The sequence below is a fragment of the Pseudomonas sp. NUPR-002 genome (assembly GCF_056322725.1).
Genome location: NZ_CM150476.1, coordinates 1,743,142 through 1,760,140, shown reverse-complemented (window position 1 = coordinate 1,760,140; position 16,999 = coordinate 1,743,142). Strand labels below are relative to the sequence as shown.

Here is a 16,999-nt window from a genome sequence, read left to right as displayed (position 1 = left end):
GATACTGTCACTCCTTTACTGCCACTGATCGAGACGGTCCATGACCTCCTCCAGCACATCCTTGAGCCGCGGCCTGATCCTGCTGATGGCCACTGCCACCGGCCTGGCCGTCGCCAGCAACTATTACGCCCAACCGCTGCTGCACAGCATCGCTGAGCAGTTCGGCCTGAGCACTGCCAGCGCCGGTGCCATCGTGATTGCCGCGCAACTGAGTTATGGCGCAGGCCTTCTGCTACTGGCACCGCTGGGCGATTTGTTCGAACAACGGCGACTGATCGTCAGCATGATCGCCATCAGTACCCTGGGGCTGCTGATCAGTGCCTTTTCACCGAGCCTTGTGTGGTTGCTGCTGGGTACGACCCTGACCGGCCTGTTTTCGGTAGTGGCTCAGGTACTGGTACCCATGGCTGCTGGCCTGAGCGACCCGGGCCAGCGCGGCCGCGCGGTCGGGACCTTGATGAGCGGTTTGCTCCTGGGCATTCTGCTGGCGCGTACAGCGGCTGGGTTCATGGCCGAACTGGGCGGCTGGCGCAGTATCTATCTGCTGGCAGCCGGGCTGATGGCGGTGTGCGCCATCGCCTTGTTTCGCGCCCTGCCAGAACGCCGACAACACGCGGGACTGCGCTACCCCGCCCTGATCGGTTCGGTGTTTCGTCTGTTCGTTGATGAGCCGGTATTACGCCTGCGCTCTTTGCTTGGGCTACTGGCCTTCAGCCTGTTTGCGCTGTTCTGGACTCCACTGGCGTTTCTTCTGGCCGCCGAGCCCTACCACTATTCCGATGCCATCATTGGCCTGTTCGGCCTGGCCGGTGCAGCAGGCGCGCTGTCGGCCAACTGGGCCGGCCGCCTGGCTGATCGCGGCAAAGGCTCGCTGGGCACCACAGTCGGCTTACTGGCCCTGCTGCTGTCCTGGATTCCCCTGGGCTTTGCCCAATCTTCGCTGGTTGCCCTGTTGATCGGCGTGCTGCTGTTGGATCTGGCCGTGCAACTGGTGCATGTGAGCAACCAGAACGCCGTCATTGCACTGCGTCCTGAAGCGCGCAATCGCCTGAACGCTGGCTACATCACCTGCTACTTCATTGGTGGCGCGCTGGGTTCGCTGCTTGGCACCCAGCTGTTCCAGCACTATGGCTGGCACGGTATCGTCGCCGCCGGCCTGGCGATTGGCAGTGTGGCCTTGCTGGTCTGGGCCCTGGCCGAACGCCAGCGCAGCGTGCGGGTGCGCACGGCCTGATGTGGTCAGCTCAGGCGACCCTCCGTCGCCTGAGGATTGACTTGTTTGAGCCGGTGGCGCTGAGTAGCGGGTGGTCAACAGCCCCTTCTTACTGGATGCCACGATGACAAGACTCACGGTTCAGTCCGGCGATTTCTTGCAAGGTGAAGGCGAGTACCGCAATGGATCGCTCACTCTCAAGACCTGCCGCAGCCCTTCCCCCGGGGAAAAAATCGCCCTTACCCGAATCAGTGAACTGATCGTTGCCAATCAGGAGTCCAGCCGTAGCCTGAGCAGTACCTTGGGCTGGGGCGTGGCTGGCGCCTTGATGGCTGGGCCGGTGGGCCTGATTGCCGGGATGTGGTTGGGCGGCAAGGAAGAGGAAATCACCTTCCTGGCCACCTTCAAAGATGGCCGCAAACTGATGGCGGTTACCGACAGCAAGACCTGGTCGAAACTCAATGGTCATTGGCGTCGCCACAACCAACCGGCAGCCAATCGCTGAATCAGCTGCTAGGCGATTCACGGCATTGCTTGAACCACCTGGACAGGGGCTCCGTGAGGCAGTAGCCCCTGTTAAGATGCGCGCTCGTTTTAACTCCGCGCTATCAAGGAACGTTTTGCATGCCCCTGCCCCACCCTCGCCTGCCCGCAAGCCTGCTCGGCTTGAGCCTGGCGCTGCCTGCCTGTCACAGCCTGGCGCAAGACAGCATCACCCTGGCGCCGGTAAAAGTCTCCGAGGCCTATAGCGAGGGCTATCAGGTGCAGGACGCATCCGTCGCAGGCTTTGCTCCCGCGCCCTTGCTCGACACCCCGGCATCGGTGGCGGTATTCAGCGAACAGCTGCTGGCTGATCGGCAGGTGCGCAAACTCAGTGAAGTACTGCAAAGCGATGCCTCGGTAGGCGAAAGTTATGCGCCGATCGGTTACTACGAAAACTTCAACGTACGCGGTTTCGAACTGAATGCCGCCAGCAGCTACAAGATCAATGGCCAAACCATCGCTGGCGAACAGAACGTGGCGCTGGAGAACAAGCAACAGATCGAGCTGCTCAAAGGCTTGTCCGGGTTGCAGAGCGGCGTTGCCGAACCCGGCGGATTGATCAACTACGTGACCAAGCGTCCAGAAGACGTGCGTTCGGTGACGGTGTCGAGCAACGACCAGGGCGAACGCTACATCGCTACCGACCTGGGCGGCTGGTTCGGCAGCGAGCGCCAGTTTGGGGTGCGCGCCAACCTCGCGCATGAAGACATCCGCTCGTACGTAGACCATGCCGATGGCAAGCGTGACTTTGCCGCGCTGGCCTTCGACTGGCAGATCAACCCCGACGCCGTACTGCAATTGGATGCCGAGTACCAGCAGCGTGAACAACGCTCGGTCCCCGGCTATCAACTGCTCGGCGGCAGCCAACTGCCCCACGACATTGACCCGCACGACCGCCTGGCGTACCAACAATGGGCCAATCCAGTCAGCATTGACTCATTGAACCTTGGCGGGCGCTTTGAATATCGCTTCAACGATAGCTGGACCGGCACCCTCAGCGCCTCGCGCAGCAAAGTGGTGATCGATGACTACAGCTCATTTGCCTGGGGTTCGAGCGAGGGGCCGTATTTCAGCAGCGCTGGCGACTACGACATCTACGATTACCGCAGCCCCGATGACACCCGCCGCACCGACGAAGTGCAGGCCGCACTCAATGGTCACTTTGAGGCCATGAGTTTGAACCACGAACTTACGGTCGGTACCAGTGCCCAGCGCCGCACCCTTGACCAACGCCCGTACTTCAATGAATGGCTTGGCAGCGGCAACATTTACCAACCGACTCCGGCGTTACCGCCCTCCGAGAAAGCCGTTGGGCCCAGCACCCGTCGCCTGGACAGCCGCCAATATGGCCTGTTCGCCAGTGACCGGATCAGCTTCAACGAGCAATGGCAGACCGTGCTGGGCGCGCGCCTGGTGCGCCTGGACGAAAAAACCTTCGACGAAAATGGCGACCCTGGGCGCCATACCCGTGACTATCAACTGCTGCCCAACGCCGCCCTGATCTACAAACCGCGCCCGGACATCTCGGTGTACACCCGTTACAGCAAAGGAATCTCCTCCGGCGGTACAGCGCCCTGGTTCGCCAGCAACAGCGCCGAAATCCTCGCGCCGACCCTGTCGCACCAATTGGAAGTGGGCATCAAACGCGACTGGCAGCGCATGAGCCTGAGTGCAGCGCTGTTTCAACTGCGCCAGGCCTACCAATACTCACGGCCAGACGGCGCGGGGCATTTCACCTATGTGCAACAAGGCCAGCAAAAGAATATCGGCCTGGAGCTGGGCGCCAGCGGCTGGCTGACCGAGCGCCTGCAGATCAACGCCAGCGCTGCGGCCATTCGTGCGCGGGTGAAAAACAGCGGAACTGCTGACTACGAAGGCCATCAGGCGCTGAATGTGCCCAACCTGCGTGCTGCGGTGCAGGCCGACTACAGCCTGCCGATCAACGGCCTGGCCCTGCTCGGCGGGGCACGCTACAGCGCCAGCAAGTACGCCAACCAGGCGGGCAACGTGGAAGTCGGCAGCTACGCCGTGTTCGACCTGGGCAGCCGCTACAGCACAAAAATCGGCGGTTACGACACAACACTGCGGCTGATGGTCGACAACGTTTTTGATAAACGCTACTGGCGTGACGCGGGCGAATACCTGGGAGATGGCTACCTGTTCCAGGGCGCGCCAAGGACTGCGCGGGTGTCGGCTTCTGTGAGTTTTTGAGGAGGGTTATCGCGGGGCAAGCCCGCTCCCACCTGTGGGAGCGGGCTTGCCCCGCGATGATCAGATGACACCGCACTTGAGCGTCAGCCTGTCCGGGTTCTGCCCTGGCTGCCAGCGTAGCGCGCCTGAGACATCATCTGATACCCGATAAACCACTCTGACTTTTTGAGCGATCAGCGGATTGATCGGCCCCTGCGGAACACCGATCGGGTCGCCAAGCACCGGCTCAATGACGTTGTAGGTGTAGGTCTTGCCAGAATGGTTCATCAGCAACACACCAGGAACAATCAATTGCCCAGTGTTGCTGGTATTTTTGAAAGTAGCCTGAAGTATCAAAAACTTTGAGCCGGGTTGCGAACTAACAGGTATCAGGCCAAAGTCTGCGTTCTGACTGGTTGTACAGCTGTCCACTGTTACAACAAAAGGGCCAATTTCAGCAGAACGTGAAGGCGGATTCTGGCGACGCTGCTCCAGCACTTTATGCGCTTCGAGCTCTCGTTTTTTTCTGGCATTTTCACTGGCCAGGTATTCATCCTGTCGCCGCTGTGCCTCGGCTTGGATTTGTCTTTCCTCAGCTTTGAAGCTGACATACGCATAGGTTTCGTCCAGTGCCTTGCTGGCATCAACGTACGCTGCTGATTGCGGATCCGAGACACTGTCCAGATAACATTCAGCATACCGATCGTATTTCGCTTGCACCGACGCACCGACTCTCTGGTATGCAGCCTTATGCGCCACCTGCGCCTGTTCAAGACGCAGCGCAATCGCCTCTTCGAGGAACTCACTGTATTCAGGACGAGCCAATACACTGATTTTTTCGCGTAACAGTGAAGGTATCTGCTGATCCGTTTGGTTGGCCTTGTCCTTTACACCTTTTACAACGACGTACTGAACAACTGTTGTGCGCATGCTTTCAAACGGAATGTTGTAGCTTGGAACATCCCGTTCCATCGCCCGGCACTTGTTTTGCGCATTTTCATTCACGCCGGCAACGGCGCTTAGCGACACCAACATTAACAGGCAGCCTAAGGTTCTTATTTTCATCGCGCTGCAATCCCACCCTTTGACAATTCTGCAAGTTCAATCAGAAAACAGCTGACCCAGAATGCAAAAAGCCCCGCAAATCGTAATTTGCGGGGCTTTTCTAAATGTGGCGGTGAAGAAGGGATTCGAACCCTTGATACAGTTTCCTGTATACACACTTTCCAGGCGTGCTCCTTCAGCCACTCGGACACTTCACCGTTTCTCTTCAAGCTGTTCAGCCTGTCGAGGCGCGCTAATGTAGTCGAAAGAGCTGCTGATGGCAAAGGTTTTTTTCAGAATTTTCATGCGCTTAAGCCGATCGAGCGAAAACACGACGGTGCACAGGGCAAACTCGCCAATCTCTGCTGTGCTTCGGTAGCCGTTCAGCCGCTGGCCCCGGCTTGCAAGGCAAAGCGGGCTAAGCCTGACTGCCCAGTCAGTCACAGCGCTTTACCTGACTGCGCAGCCTGAGTAACGTCTGCCCCACTCTCCCAGTAAGGAACTCTGTCATGAGTGAGCTGATTACCTACCACCTCGACGACGGCATCGCGACCCTGACCCTGAACAACGGCAAGGTCAACGCCATCTCGCCCGATGTCATTGCGGCCTTCAATGCAGCCCTGGATCAGGCCACGCAAGATCGTGCGGTGGTAATCATCACCGGCCAGCCGGGCATTCTATCTGGCGGCTATGACCTCAAAGTGATGACCGCAGGCCCTAAAGAAGCGGTCAGCCTGGTCACCGCCGGTTCCACCCTGGCCCGGCGCATGCTGGCGCACCCGTTCCCGATCATTGTTGCCTGCCCAGGCCATGCTGTGGCCAAGGGCGCGTTCCTGCTGCTCTCGGCGGACTACCGCATCGGTGTTGAAGGGCCTTTCAATATTGGCCTGAATGAAGTGCAGATCGGTATGACCATGCACCACGCCGGTATTGAACTTGCCCGTGACCGCCTGCGCCGCTCGGCCTTCCATCGCTCGGTAATCAACGCCGAGATGTTCGACCCGGTCAGCGCTGTGGACGCAGGCTTCCTCGATAAGGTTGTGGCCGCCGAACAACTGCAGGAAACGGCACTGGCAGCCGCGCGGCAGCTTAAGAAGATCAACATGAACGCGCATAAACACACCAAGCTCAAGGTGCGCAAGGCGCTGCTCGACAGCCTCGATGACGCGATCATCCGCGACCAGCAACACCTGGGCTGACTCCTACCAAGGCCTGATTGCGTTTATTTGCGCAATCAGGCTGCCACTGGTGCATAGAGCGTTTGCCCGCGCCTGTGCACATCCGTACACTGCGCCGCGTTTGTCTGGTGTGAGTCGTACGATGCTTTTTCTTATCCGCATGTTCCTGTTGGGGCTGCACTTCATTGTGGTTGGTGTGATCGGTGTACTGGTTGGCCTGTGCCGGCCCTTCAACCCGGACAACAGCCGTATTTGCGCACGTCTTTATGGGCTGCCTGCTACCTGGCTGATGCGTATGGATGTCAAAGCCGAAGTCGGCCCGCTGTTCGACCAGCCCCCCGGTTGCGTGATCGTTGCCAACCATCAATCCAATCACGACCTGTTCGTGCTGGGCCACGTGGTGCCACCGCGGACCGTGTGCATCGGCAAAAAAAGCCTGAAATGGGTTCCACTGTTCGGCCAGTTGTTCTGGCTCAGCGGCAATGTGCTGATCGATCGCGGCAACGCCTACCAGGCGCGCCGGGCAATGCAGACCACTACACGCACCCTGTGCGAAAACGACACATCGATCTGGGTATTCCCCGAAGGCACGCGCAATGCTGGCGAGCAGTTGGTGCCCTTCAAGAAAGGTGCGTTCCACATGGCCGTCGAGGCCGGAGTGCCGATTGTGCCGGTGTGTGTCAGCCGCTACACCCAACGCCTGGGCCTTAACCGCTGGCGTCGCAGCAAAGTCATCATTCGCTCGCTGCCACCGATCGCAACTACCGGACTGACCCAACAGGATGTGCCTGCACTGGCGGAGCAATGCCAGGCGCAGATGCAGCGTTGCATCGACCTGATGGAGGCCGAATTGCCGCACGCCTGAAGGGTTGCTCAATTGTGCGTGTCAGACCAAGCTACTGGCACGGTTATCACAAGAAGCGAACCACCATGGGACGAGTCGTTGCGGCGGCTGTGTACAGCGCCGGCAGAAAAGTTACCAACATCAGCATCGATGAAGGCAGCCAATGGGCCAGTAAACCCGGGCATTTCGTCTGGATTGGTCTGGAAGAACCCAACGCCGAAGAGCTGGCCAACCTGCAACAGCAGTTCAACCTGCATGAACTGGCCATTGAAGATGCCCTGGAAAAACACAGTCGGCCGAAGCTGGAAACCTTCGGCGACGCGCTGTTTATCGTGACGTACTCGCCGGTGCGCCATGAAGGCAAGCTGGAGTTCATCGAAACCCACATCTTCGCCGGCACTGGCTACCTCATCACCTGTCGCAATGGCCAATCCAAATCCTACGCCTTGGTGCGCCAGCGCTGCGAGGCACGGCCGTTGCTGCTGGAGCATGGTGAGGATTTTGTGCTGTACGCCCTGCTCGACTTCGTCACCGAAAACTACCAGCCTATCAGCGAAGCCATTCACGGCGAAATCGAAGAGCTGGAACAAAGTGTGCTGAGCAACTCGCTACAGGAAGAAGACATCCAGCGCCTGCACAGCCTGCGCCGCGACATTCTGCGCTTGCGCCGTTACGTTGCGCCGATGGTCGAGATCAGCGAAGAACTGCAGCGCCTGACCTTTCCGTTCATCGACAAAAACATGCGACCGTACTTTCGCGACGTGCAGATTCATGTGACCCGGCAGATGGAAGATCTGGCCGGGATTCGTGACATCGCCAGCCAGACCATTGAGATCGGTATGCTGCTGGAGTCATCACGCCAGAGTATCGTGCAACGCAAGTTCGCCGCCTGGGCGGCGATTCTCGCCTTCCCTACCGCGGTGGCAGGGATCTACGGCATGAACTTTCAGAACATGCCGGAGTTGAGCTGGCATTACGGTTACTTCGCCGTGCTCGGTGCCATCACCGTAGGTTGCACGGCGCTGTTTGCCAGCTTCAAGCGCTCAGGCTGGCTTTAGCCTCCTGCTGATGCGCCACAAAGCGCATCATCCACTCGCCGACCATGCCGCCCTGGTGCTCTTGCACCAGGCTGGCCACCGCCTTCTGGTAAACCTCCTGACCCAGGCTTTGCTGACGCAGGTCCAGCAGTGCACGCGAGTAATCGTGAACGAACTCTGGGTGCCCCTGGAAACACAGCACCTGATCGGCGATGTGATAGGCGGCGAAGGGGCAGAAATCGCTGGAGGCAATCACTGTGGCGTTTTCTGGTAGCTCCGTGACTTGATCCTGATGACTGATCAGCAAGGTCAGCTCCGACACGGTCGGGTCCATCCACGGCGCTTTGCCAGCCAATTGATAGCGATGCACGCCCACGCCCCAGCCCTGAGAGGCGCGTTCAGTCTTGCCGCCCAGCACCAACGCCAGCACCTGATGACCAAAACACACGCCCAACAGTTTGTCGCCACGGTTGTAGCGCTCAAGCAGATAGGCCTTGAGGCGCTCGATCCACGGATCGCTGCCGAAGGAGTCGGCTTTGCTACCGGTCACAAGGTAAGCGTCAAACACCTGATCATCGGCGGGGTAGTCGCCATTCATCACGTTGTATACGTCAAACTCGGCGGCGATCGGTTGACTGGCGAACAGTTGCTCGAACATCCGTCCGTAGCCCTGATACTGCTCGACCAGCTCAGGTCGCAGGACGTCGGTTTCCAGGATGCAGATGCGTAACGGCATAAAAATAGTCCTGAACGACAAAGGCGGGATTGCCCCCTAGAGCCTGCCCCGAATAAGGCTTACAGGCAAGTCCGATGCACTGACGAACGGTCACATTTAGCGATTCCCGTTAAAGAACCATTGCAAGCGTCTAGCAAGGGGAATAGTTGCCAGATGGCATAAGGCCTCATAACAAAAACAATGAAAAATAAAGTTACAAATACGAAAGCGATCTAAAATATCGCTGACGTTGACCCTACTGTTAGTTGTATACCCATCAGCAAAGGTTCGCGTCTGGACGTCAAACCGCGTTACCCATGTTTGCCGGAACGACAAGGAAGCCATTGGGCACTCAGGAATAACAACAAGAAGGCGGTCAGCCATGTTCAAACAACACAAAGTACGTCAAGCCGGGCTCATTCTCTTTGCCACGACATTGCTGCTGATTTTGCCAAATCTCTCACGTCTTTTCGGCTGAATTCCTATAGCCCTCGGCGGCCCTGCGCAAGTACTCTGCCAGCCCTGACTTGCTGGAGATTACCTATGCGCTTTTGCCTCGCCCTTCTGCTGCCACTGCTCTGCCTGCCTGTACAGGCAGCGCAGTTGACCCTGGAACTGGGTGACACTAGTCGGCAGTGGCAAAGCGCCGATCTGCTCGCCCACCCTCAGGCGCAGGAGATCCGTATCGACAACGACGTCTCCTACAAACGCACCATGCATTACCGTGCCGTACCGCTGGCGGTGCTGCTTGAAGGTGTCGCCACTGGTGACCACCTGCAGGCCGTGGCGGATGATGGCTTCGTTGCCGAGATGCCGGCGGCGCCCTTGCTCAAGAACGGCCCCGCCAGGGCCTGGCTGGCGATTGAAGACCCGGCCAAACCCTGGCCGCCGCTGGGGACCGGCAAACCCAGTGCCGGCCCGTTCTATCTGGTGTGGACCAACCCGCAGGCCGGACGCATCAGCCCGGAACAGTGGCCATTCCATGTTGCCAGCATTCGTCGCCTGGAGCCGGTCGCTACACGCTTCCCGGGGCTGCTGCCAGCACCTCAACTGGCAAGCAACGACCCTATCAATCTCGGTTTCAGCCTGTTCCAGAAAAACTGCCTGGCCTGCCATCGCCTCAATGGCGCCGGTGATGCGCAGTTCGGCCCGGACCTTAACCTGCCGCACAACCCCACCGAGTACTTCCAGCCAGCCTTCCTGCGCCGCTACATTCGTGACCCTCAGAGCTTGCGCCAGTGGCCACAGGCAAGAATGCCCGCCTTCTCACCTGAGGTACTCAGCGATGCGGAACTCGATGCCCTGCTCGCTTACCTGGCGCACATGGCCACGCGCAAACAGCCCTGATGGCTATTGCTGCTGGGCGGTAACGCTCGGCAGCACCAGCACCTTGGCATGCATTTGCTCGAATCCTCCCCCTCTGCGCATGCCACGCACCGGACAGGCGTCCAGGTAGTCGAGGCCCACAGCCAGCTTCAAATGGCGTTCAGGCCTGGCCAGTTGATTGGTCACGTCAAAGCTGTACCAGCCATCGTCCAACCAGGCTTCAGCCCAGGCGTGACTGGCCATCTGCTGGCTTTGGCTGTCGAACAGATAGCCCGAAACATAGCGCGACGGCACGCCAAGGCTGCGGGCGCAGGCCAGGAAGGCGTGCGTATGGTCCTGACAGACGCCAGCGCCACCGGCAAAAGCCTGAGCAGCGCTGGTGTCCACTGCAGTGCTGCCGGGCTGGTAGGTCATGCGCTGATTGAGCGCGTTCATCAAATCGATCAACGCCGAACGGTCTCGACGTTTGCGGCATTGCTGCAGGGCAAAGGCGCGCAAGGCTTCGTCGGCCTCGGTCAGGCGGGTGAAGCGCAAAAAGGGCAACGGCGATTGTGCTTCGTGCTCGACTTCACGGGTTTCGTCGATGTCTACCAGGCCGCGTGCCGCGATGACCAGATCTGAATGCGGCTCCTCCAGGCTCAGGACGTGGAGGATATTGCCGAACGGGTCGAGTTGCGCCCGCGCCGGCCGTGGCAGGTCCAGTTGCCAGGCCAGCACCTGCTGACGTTCGCTGTCGTGGGGAGTGAGGCGCAGGTACTGAATGCTGGCACGAACCTGATCTTCATAGTGATAGGCGGTTTCGTGGCTGATGGTCAGTCTCATATAGCCTCCAGATAGGCACTGTGGATGGCGTTGCCCAACTGGCGCACCAGCGGGATGTAGTGGGTTAACCAGGGGTGCAGACCTTCGGCGAGAATTTCGTCGATGCCGGTGTACCGCAGCCGTGCGTCCACTTCGGCGGCCAGGCGCTGTGCAGCGCGGCCGTTGCTGCCTGGCAGGCTGGCGAGAATCTGGTCGATCTCTTCGGTACAGGCACGCAATGAACGCGGCACATCAGCGCGCAGCAGTAACAGTTCGGCAACATGGCGGGCGGCGGGCGCGTCTCGATAAATTTCGGTGTAGGCCTCGAACGACGACAACGCCCGCAGCAACGCGCTCCACTGGTAGTAGCCGCGGGCCGAGCTGTCACTGACCGCTTCGGCTTCTTCTCCGAGCATTTCATAGCGCGCGTCGAGCAGGCGCAGCGTGTTGTCAGCGCGCTCAATGAATGTTCCCAGGCGGATAAAGCGAAACGCATCGTTGCGCATGATGGTGCCGTAGGTGGCGCCGCGGAATAGGTGCGAACGCTCCTTGATCCACTCACAAAAGCGGCTCATGCCATAACGGCCCAGGCCTTGCTCGGCAATGCCGCGAATCTCCAGCCAGGTGGCGTTGATGTTTTCCCACATGTCGGCGGTGATGCGCCCGCGCACCGCATGCGCACAGGCGCGAGCCGCACCGAGGCAGCTGTAGATGCTCGCCGGGTTGTCGGGATCAAGAGCGAAGAAGTGCAACAAACGCTCGGCATGCAACTGCCCGTGGCGCTCCAGGTAGTCGTCGAGGGTGCCGGTGATCAGCAATGGCATGGCCATTTCATCCAGGCCATCGCCACGGCCGTCCTGTGGCATCAATGACAGCGAATAACTGACATCGAGCATCCGCGCGAGGTTTTCCGCTCGCTCAAGATAGCGCGACATCCAATACAAATCAGAGGCAGTTCTACTCAACATGACTTAATCCTCGACCACCCAGGTGTCCTTGGTACCGCCGCCCTGGGACGAGTTGACCACCAGTGAACCTTCGCGCAGCGCCACCCGGGTCAAACCGCCAGGTACCACCCGGGTTTCGCGGCCGGAAAGCACGAACGGGCGCAGATCGATATGCCGCGGGGCAATGCCGTTTTCCACAAAGGTCGGGCAGGTCGATAGCGACAGCGTCGGCTGGGCAATGTAAGCCGCCGGGCGCGCTTTGATTCGGGCGGCAAAGGCCTCTATTTCGGCGCGAGTGGCAGCGGGCCCGACCAGCATGCCGTAACCACCCGAGCCCTGGGTTTCCTTGACCACGAGTTCTGGCAGGTGCGCCAGCACATGGGAGAGCTCCTCAGGCTTGCGGCACTGCCAGGTCGGCACATTCTTGAGGATCGGCTCTTCGTCCAGGTAGAAGCGGATCATGTCGGTGACATAGGGATAGATCGACTTGTCGTCGGCCACACCCGTGCCGATGGCGTTGGCCAGCACCACATTGCCGCAGCGGTAGGCCGAAAGCAGGCCGGGCACGCCGAGCATCGACTCGGGATTGAACGCCAACGGATCGAGGAAGGCGTCGTCCAGACGCCGATAGATCACATCCACCGCCTTGGGTCCGTCGGTGGTGCGCATGAACACCCGCTCATCACGCACGAACAGGTCAGCCCCTTCGACCAGCTCTACGCCCATTTCCCTGGCCAGAAAGGCATGTTCGAAGAAGGCACTGTTGAACCGCCCCGGGGTCAACACCACGACACTGGGGTTATCCAGGGGGCTGGCACTTTTCAGGGTGTCGAGCAGCAAACTCGGGTAATGGTCGATCGGCGCGATGCGCTGCGCAGCGAACAACTCGGGGAACAGGCGCATCATCATCTTGCGGTCTTCCAGCATATAGCTGACGCCGCTGGGGGTGCGCAGGTTGTCTTCGAGCACGTAGTAGCTGCCATCACCGTCACGCACCAGGTCAACCCCGGAGATGTGCGAGTAGATGTCACGGTGCAGGTCCAGCCCTTGCATTGCCAGCTGGTACTGCTCGTTGGCCAGCACCTGCTCGGCCGGAATGATGCCGGCGCGAATGATGCGCTGGCCATGGTAAAGGTCGGCCAGGAACAGGTTCAGGGCCTTGACCCGCTGGATACAGCCGCGCTCCACCACGCGCCACTCACTGGCCGGGATGCTACGCGGAATGGTGTCGAAGGGAATCAGGCGCTCGGTGCCTTGCTCGTCGCCATACAGCGTGAAAGTAATACCGGCGCGATGGAACAACAGGTCAGCTTCACGCCGACGTTGCGCCAGCAGCTCCGGTGGGGTGTCGGCCAACCAGCGGGCGAACTCCCGGTAATGCGGACGGACCTGGCCGTCTGCGCTGTACATCTCATCGTAAAAAGTGCGGATCATGCCGAACTCCTTGTCACCCGTGCAGCAGAGCCGTCGCAAGCCCCGTGCCAGCGGCACAATTCCTTTGATTTCAATAGGTTGTAATTTCAAAGACGCGCGGTTGCACCAGATGTGTGCAACCGCTACGGCTGCTTTGCGCACTAACGCTTCATTGCGAAGCGTGTTTCAAGCCAACGGGCGCTCCTGTTTCACGCCCCAACCCTCTATTTCACCGCCTAACGGTGCGATAACCGCTTCGAAATCCTGCTCGAATTCGCCAATGCCGCCATAGGTGGCATACATCACCTTGCTCAATTCCAGGTTCCAGGCACCATCGTCGCGCTCATGCACTTGAGCACTGAGCGATTCTCCACGGAACTGCCCGGCGGCCCGTCTGGCCCGCGCTTCATCAGGAAAAACCGCATAGAACTCGATGGGATGAATCTGGGCAAAGTTGAAGCCACCCTCTTTCATCTGCCGTAATACAGTGCTGCTGATGTCCTCGTATTGGCTGCTCATGAATCGTCCTCCTAACTACCGATGGATAGACTTTCAGTGCAAAACGCACCTGCCCGCCACACAAAACGTGCGGGGGCAATTCGAGCTGATGCATGACGTGGATCGGCAAGCCCGGGCAATCACAAAAAAACGGCCCGACCTTGATTGCAGCGTAGCGCCAAGTTGCCAAGCGCGCCAATTAGCGCGCTCAGGGCGCTTCGGTGATGGCGGTGATCTCGACTCCATTTTGCTCTTTGAGCCACTTTGCCGTGGGCATCGAAGCACGGTCTTCGTAGTCGGTCAGATTCAGCTCATCCATGACGGGGAAAAGGTGGGCACGTATTCGCCGTGCGGCCTCCTCGACGGTGGGCTCATGTTCGCCAATGTAGGGCAGCGAGGTGCGCTCGCCTTTTTGATCAACAAAGGTAATGACCCACGCTTTCATTGGATTCTCCTCTGGGCAGGTATTCCAGCTAGCGCTGCGTTCCCTCTGTTGACCACACAGCAGGATGGATTGTTCTGCTGGCGAATGCCCATCAGCGAAAAAAGGTTTGGTGGGTAACTACCTGTGGGAGCGGGCTTGCCCCGCGATTGCGGTGTACCTGTCAAATCGCTTCGCGGGGCAAGCCCGCTCCCACTGCCCTCCCTCAAAAAAGGCTCTTCGCGGGTCACTAGCGAAGCTAACGTCAGCCCAGGCGCTGCCCGTAACTTTGCGACTTCAGGAGGCCGAGTGGAGGTGACTGGAGGGCCAGGTGCGTTAGCACCCTTCGGCGTAGCCGAAGGCGCGAGATGTAGACTTTCGTAGCAAGTCGTAGGCCGCGCGGGCCTGGAAGGCGCCGGAGCCGAGGGGACCCGGAGCGCAGCGTAGGGCCGGATGCAGGAGCCAGCGGTTTTGCCTACTTTGCCCAAGAGCAAAGTAGGCCGCCGTAAAGGCGGAAGGGGCCAGCCCAGCCCCCCCATCAAATGGATAAGCCCACAGCCCTCAAAGCCAAATCCAACCTTTTCCCGACAATCTGTGAAGAGCCAAAAAAAAGAGGCCCGCAGGCCTCTTTTTGTTCAGCGCAACGCCAGCGGCCGGTTACTCCGGCACACCATGCACAACCCCTGCGGTGTTATCCAGCAGGCTCTTGGTCGCGGTCTGAATGAACGACTCAAGCTTGTGGGTCAGCTCTTGCTGGTCCGGGCTTTCGATCAACTCGGCCTTGAAGTTGGCACCGAGCTCGTAGCGGTACATGCGCGGCGACATGTCTTTGGACTCGATCAGGATGCGATCACCCTTCACCAGGCCCACAATCTGCTCGCTACCCGACGGTTTGATCATGCCGAAGCCAGGATCGCCCGCCGGCAGGTTGAGCAGGTCGCGGCCCCAGCACTGATGACGGGTTTCACCGCCCAGACGACCCATGATGGTCGGCACGATGTCGATCTGAGTGCCTACGGTGTGGTTCACCGCCCCGAACTTCTCCTGAATGCCCGGGGCAATCAGCAGCAGCGGAACGTTGAAGCGGCCCAGGTCCAGCTCGGTCACCTGCTGGTGGTTGCCGAAGCCGTGGTCACCGACGATGACGAACAGGGTTTCCTTGAAGTAAGGCTCTTTGCGCGCCTTCTCGAAGAACTGGCCCAGCGCCCAGTCGGAGTAACGCATGGCAGTCAGGTGCTGATCGAGACGGCCCTGGCCGGTAACCGGCTCCACCGGCAACTGGGCTGGCAGGGCGTACGGCGTGTGGTTGGACAAGGTCTGCAGCAGTGCATAGAACGGCTTTTTGCCGTAGTTCTTGGCCAGTTCCTCAGCGCCACGGTCGAACATGTCCTGGTCGGACACGCCCCACGTCGGGTCGGAGAACACCGGATTGACGAAGTCATTACGGCCAATGAAGGTGGTCATGCCCTGGTTGCCGAAGAAGCCCGACTGGTTGTCCCAGGCAAAGTCGCCGTTATAGACGTAGACATCGTCGTAGTCACGAGCACTGAGCAGTGCCGGCAAGCCAGACAGCTTGTGACCGCCTTCCGGAGTCTGCATCAGGTATTCGAAACCTGGCAGGTTCGGATAGCAGGCCATGGTGGCGAACATACCTTGGTGGGTATGGGTACCGTTGGAGAAGAAACGGTCGAACAGCAGGCCTTCTTTGGCCAGCTTGTCGAAGTACGGCGTAATGTTGTTGGGGCTGCCCAGTGCACCTACCGAGTGACCGGCGAAGCTCTCCATGAGGATCACGACAACGTTCTTGACCGGCAGGGTATTGTTGGCCGGCGGTGTAAAGTCGCGACGCACAGCGGCGGTGTCGGCATCGACCAGCTTGTCGTTTTCGGTCAACAGCATGTCACGCACGGTCTGGGTCGCCAGCGTCTGCTCGATGGTCGACTTCCAGACGTTGGCGCGGTCTTCACCGAAACGGCTCTTGGCGGCATCGATCAAGGTCAGCGTGCCATTGAGGCCCAACTGGTTGACGAAGTTCGAGTCAGTGGTGAACGCATCACCCCAACGCATTGGCGGGCCCTGGCGCAGGGTGCCACGAGCGGCGATGACGGCCACCAGCAGAATCATGAAGAACACCACGCCACGCACGTACCACGGCGCCACCGCACGGCTACCGGCGGTCTGGTTCTGGTAGGCTGCGCGTGGGCGGGTCAGGCGGTCGATGCCTTTGAACACCAGGCTCAGCAGCCAGGTACCGACAATCCACGCCAACAGGTAGCGCACCACCGGGAAACCGTACCAGAGCATGCTCAGAACAGTTTTAGGGTCTTCTTTGACGTACTGGAACACCAGGCCGTTGAGGCGCTGGTGAAACTCGCGGTAGAAGTCCAGTTCCATCAGGCCGAGGAACATCACAACGCTCGAGGCCAGGGTCAACCACACCCGGAACAGGCCGCGGGCCGCCATGGCGCGTGCGCTGAGGGTGGCCAGCAGCAGTGGGATGCTCAGGTAGACCACAACGCGCAAGTCGAAGCGCAGGCCATTGAGAAAACCCTCGGCCACGGTCGACATCGGCGTATCGCCGATCATGTCGCTGTTGTAGATCAGCAGTGCCAGGCGAACCAGGCTGAGCATCAGCATGATCACCAGGCCACACAACAGGGTGTAGACCAGGTGCGATTTTAACGTCGGTTGCAGCGGGCGCGACGCAGCCCGCTGATCACTCAAGGCGTCCGTGTTAGCCATGGATTGGAAGATCCCTAGGATTCAGATTCAAGAAGGCGAAAAGCAGTCGGCAAATGTGCACTAAACCCGAGAGCAATGCACGGCCAT

General features: G+C 59.5%; 16 protein-coding genes and 1 tRNA gene. 7 read left to right on the top strand and 10 right to left on the bottom strand.

What is annotated here, in order from left to right; all coding sequences use genetic code 11:
* The first annotated feature begins 40 nt into the window (after window positions 1-40).
* The 3 genes from ACVWSC_RS08160 to ACVWSC_RS08150 all read left to right on the top strand — a co-directional run bounded on the left by ACVWSC_RS08160 (window position 41) and on the right by ACVWSC_RS08150 (window position 3,967).
* Window positions 41-1,234 (top strand): MFS transporter, encoded by a 1,194-nt coding sequence (locus tag ACVWSC_RS08160; protein ID WP_442113087.1) that lies wholly within the window; start codon window positions 41-43, stop codon window positions 1,232-1,234.
* Between the two features lie 103 nt (window positions 1,235-1,337).
* Window positions 1,338-1,718, top strand: a complete 381-nt coding sequence (locus ACVWSC_RS08155; RefSeq protein ID WP_442113085.1) for a hypothetical protein — start codon at window positions 1,338-1,340, stop codon at window positions 1,716-1,718.
* A 119-nt stretch (window positions 1,719-1,837) separates the two neighbouring features.
* Window positions 1,838-3,967 carry a TonB-dependent siderophore receptor gene (locus tag ACVWSC_RS08150; RefSeq protein ID WP_442113083.1) on the top strand — a complete coding sequence of 710 codons (2,130 nt, stop codon included), beginning with the start codon at window positions 1,838-1,840 and terminating at the stop codon, window positions 3,965-3,967.
* Window positions 3,968-4,027: 60 nt separating this feature from the next.
* Here the strand turns inward: ACVWSC_RS08150 and ACVWSC_RS08145 are convergent, their stop codons facing one another.
* The 3 genes from ACVWSC_RS08145 to ACVWSC_RS08135 all read right to left on the bottom strand — a co-directional run bounded on the left by ACVWSC_RS08145 (window position 4,028) and on the right by ACVWSC_RS08135 (window position 5,434).
* Window positions 4,028-5,011, bottom strand: a complete 984-nt coding sequence (locus ACVWSC_RS08145; protein ID WP_442113081.1) for a hypothetical protein — start codon at window positions 5,009-5,011, stop codon at window positions 4,028-4,030.
* Window positions 5,012-5,118: 107 nt separating this feature from the next.
* Window positions 5,119-5,208 (bottom strand) — tRNA-Ser (locus ACVWSC_RS08140).
* Window positions 5,204-5,434: a hypothetical protein gene (locus tag ACVWSC_RS08135; RefSeq protein WP_442113079.1), complete on the bottom strand. Its 231-nt coding sequence runs from the start codon at window positions 5,432-5,434 to the stop codon at window positions 5,204-5,206. The genes ACVWSC_RS08140 and ACVWSC_RS08135 overlap by 5 nt, the downstream gene beginning before the upstream one ends.
* 65 nt (window positions 5,435-5,499) lie before the next feature.
* Between ACVWSC_RS08135 and ACVWSC_RS08130 the strand changes: the two genes are divergently transcribed.
* From ACVWSC_RS08130 to ACVWSC_RS08120, 3 genes are all read left to right on the top strand, one after another.
* The gene (locus ACVWSC_RS08130) at window positions 5,500-6,189 is read left to right on the top strand and encodes a crotonase/enoyl-CoA hydratase family protein (protein WP_442113077.1); all 690 of its coding nucleotides are present in this window, start codon (window positions 5,500-5,502) and stop codon (window positions 6,187-6,189) included.
* A gap of 121 nt (window positions 6,190-6,310) precedes the next feature.
* Entirely contained in the window at window positions 6,311-7,033 is a 723-nt protein-coding gene (locus tag ACVWSC_RS08125; RefSeq protein WP_442113075.1) for a lysophospholipid acyltransferase family protein, read from the top strand.
* A 65-nt stretch (window positions 7,034-7,098) separates the two neighbouring features.
* Window positions 7,099-8,070 (top strand): magnesium and cobalt transport protein CorA, encoded by a 972-nt coding sequence (locus tag ACVWSC_RS08120; RefSeq protein WP_442113073.1) that lies wholly within the window; start codon window positions 7,099-7,101, stop codon window positions 8,068-8,070.
* Here ACVWSC_RS08120 and ACVWSC_RS08115 read toward each other — a convergent pair.
* Window positions 8,048-8,785, bottom strand: coding sequence for an amidotransferase (locus tag ACVWSC_RS08115; RefSeq protein ID WP_442113071.1), 738 nt, complete (start codon window positions 8,783-8,785; stop codon window positions 8,048-8,050). The two genes, ACVWSC_RS08120 and ACVWSC_RS08115, sit on opposite strands and share 23 nt — an antisense overlap.
* Before the next feature lie 522 nt (window positions 8,786-9,307).
* On the opposite strand from ACVWSC_RS08115, the gene ACVWSC_RS08110 reads away from it, so the two are divergent.
* On the top strand, window positions 9,308-10,111 hold the full coding sequence (locus ACVWSC_RS08110) for a cytochrome c (protein WP_442113069.1): 804 nt from the start codon (window positions 9,308-9,310) through the stop codon (window positions 10,109-10,111).
* Window positions 10,112-10,114: 3 nt separating this feature from the next.
* Here the strand turns inward: ACVWSC_RS08110 and ACVWSC_RS08105 are convergent, their stop codons facing one another.
* The 6 genes from ACVWSC_RS08105 to ACVWSC_RS08080 form a co-directional block, all read right to left on the bottom strand.
* On the bottom strand, window positions 10,115-10,912 hold the full coding sequence (locus tag ACVWSC_RS08105; protein WP_442113067.1) for a transglutaminase family protein: 798 nt from the start codon (window positions 10,910-10,912) through the stop codon (window positions 10,115-10,117).
* Window positions 10,909-11,859 carry an alpha-E domain-containing protein gene (locus ACVWSC_RS08100; protein WP_442113065.1) on the bottom strand — a complete coding sequence of 317 codons (951 nt, stop codon included), beginning with the start codon at window positions 11,857-11,859 and terminating at the stop codon, window positions 10,909-10,911. Before ACVWSC_RS08100 ends, ACVWSC_RS08105 begins: the two co-directional genes overlap by 4 nt.
* Before the next feature lie 3 nt (window positions 11,860-11,862).
* Entirely contained in the window at window positions 11,863-13,272 is a 1,410-nt protein-coding gene (locus ACVWSC_RS08095) for a circularly permuted type 2 ATP-grasp protein (RefSeq protein WP_442113063.1), read from the bottom strand.
* Between the two features lie 165 nt (window positions 13,273-13,437).
* Window positions 13,438-13,770 carry a ribonuclease E inhibitor RraB gene (locus tag ACVWSC_RS08090; RefSeq protein WP_442113061.1) on the bottom strand — a complete coding sequence of 111 codons (333 nt, stop codon included), beginning with the start codon at window positions 13,768-13,770 and terminating at the stop codon, window positions 13,438-13,440.
* Between the two features lie 187 nt (window positions 13,771-13,957).
* Complete coding sequence (locus ACVWSC_RS08085; protein WP_442113059.1) at window positions 13,958-14,194, bottom strand: hypothetical protein; 237 nt, start codon at window positions 14,192-14,194, stop codon at window positions 13,958-13,960.
* A gap of 633 nt (window positions 14,195-14,827) precedes the next feature.
* Window positions 14,828-16,912: an LTA synthase family protein gene (locus ACVWSC_RS08080; RefSeq protein WP_442113057.1), complete on the bottom strand. Its 2,085-nt coding sequence runs from the start codon at window positions 16,910-16,912 to the stop codon at window positions 14,828-14,830.
* Window positions 16,913-16,999 lie beyond the last annotated feature (87 nt).